Below are 1,696 nucleotides of genomic sequence, written 5' to 3'. Positions count from 1 at the left end.
CCCTTCCACATGATGGGAGTGGCCGGCATCCTCGGCGGTGCTCTGCTGTGCGCCATCCACGGCGCCACGGTCGAGAACACCTTGTTTGAGGATTCCGATCAGTCGAACACCTTCAAGGCGTTCGAGCCCACCCAGGAAGAAGAGACCTACTCGATGGTCACCGCCAACCGTTTCTGGAGCCAGATCTTCGGGATCGCCTTCTCCAACAAGCGCTGGCTGCACTTCTTCATGCTGTTTGTGCCGGTGATGGGTCTTTGGACCAGCAGCATCGGCATCATCGGCTTGGCCCTCAATCTGCGCGCCTACGACTTCGTGTCCCAGGAGATTCGCGCCGCTGAGGACCCCGAATTTGAAACCTTCTACACCAAGAACATCTTGCTGAATGAAGGTCTGCGTGCCTGGATGGCACCGGCTGACCAGCCGCATGAAAACTTCGTCTTCCCTGAAGAGGTTCTGCCCCGTGGAAACGCCCTTTAATTCAAATCTGGTGGTCGGGGGCAAAGACCTCGACTCCACCGGTTATGCCTGGTGGGCCGGCAATGCCCGCCTAATTAACCTTTCTGGTCGTCTACTTGGCGCCCATGTAGCTCACGCTGGCCTGATGGTCTTCTGGGCGGGAGCCATGATGTTGTTCGAGGTGAGTCACTTCACCTTCGACAAGCCCATGTACGAGCAGGGCCTAATCCTGTTCCCCCACGTAGCCACCCTCGGCTACGGAGTTGGTCCTGGCGGCGAGGTCACCGATCTCTATCCGTTCTTTGTTGTTGGGGTGCTGCACCTGATCAGCTCGGCCGTGCTCGGCCTTGGTGGTCTGTATCACGCCCTGCGTGGTCCTGAAGTCCTTGAGAACTACTCAACGTTCTTCTCTCAGGATTGGCGTGACAAGAATCAGATGACCAATATCATTGGTTACCACCTGATTCTTCTCGGCGTAGGCGCCCTGCTGCTGGTCTTCAAGGCCATGTTCTTCGGCGGTGTTTATGACACCTGGGCACCGGGAGGTGGCGATGTGCGCATCATCACCAACCCAACCCTCAGCCCCGGAGTGATCTTCGGTTATCTAACCCGCGCACCATTTGGTGGCGAGGGCTGGATCATTGGGGTCAACTCGATGGAAGACATCATCGGCGGCCACATCTGGATCGGCCTGATCTGCATCTTCGGAGGCATCTGGCACGCAATCACCAAGCCCTTCGGCTGGGTGCGTCGCGCCTTCATCTGGAATGGTGAGGCCTACTTGAGCTACAGCCTCGGCGCCCTGAGCTTTATGAGCTTCATCGCCTCGGCTTACATCTGGTTCAACAACACAGCCTATCCCTCGGAGTTTTACGGCCCCACAAACGCCGAATCCTCCCAGGCCCAGAGCTTCACCTTCCTGGTCCGCGACCAGCGCCTCGGCGCCAACATCGGTTCGGCCATGGGCCCCACCGGTCTTGGTAAATATCTGATGCGCTCGCCCACCGGCGAGATCATCTTCGGTGGTGAAACCATGCGCTTCTGGGACTTCCGCGGTCCCTGGCTGGAGCCCCTGCGAGGCCCCAACGGCCTAAGCCTCGACAAGCTCCAGAATGATATTCAGCCCTGGCAAGTGCGCCGCGCGGCTGAATATATGACCCACGCTCCGAACGCCTCCCTGAACTCGGTGGGCGGCATCATCACCGAGCCAAACTCGGTGAATTTCGTGAACATCCGCCAG

The 1,696-nt window shown here is 58.6% G+C and carries 2 protein-coding genes; both read left to right on the top strand.

The genetic code is table 11. The features are described from left to right. Window positions 1-477: photosynthetic reaction center family protein (locus AC01FP_RS17410; RefSeq protein WP_474481973.1), on the top strand; the 477-nt coding region annotated here is incomplete at its 5' end. Beyond that, on the top strand, window positions 425-1,696 hold a 1,272-nt coding region (psbC, locus tag AC01FP_RS17405), incomplete at its 3' end, for a photosystem II reaction center protein CP43 (RefSeq protein ID WP_474481972.1). The genes AC01FP_RS17410 and psbC, both read left to right, overlap by 53 nt.

It is taken from the genome of Cyanobium sp. NIVA-CYA 375 (assembly GCF_056108345.1).
The sequence above is the reverse complement of the archived record's forward strand: the minus strand, read 5'-3'. Positions and strand labels throughout refer to the sequence as shown.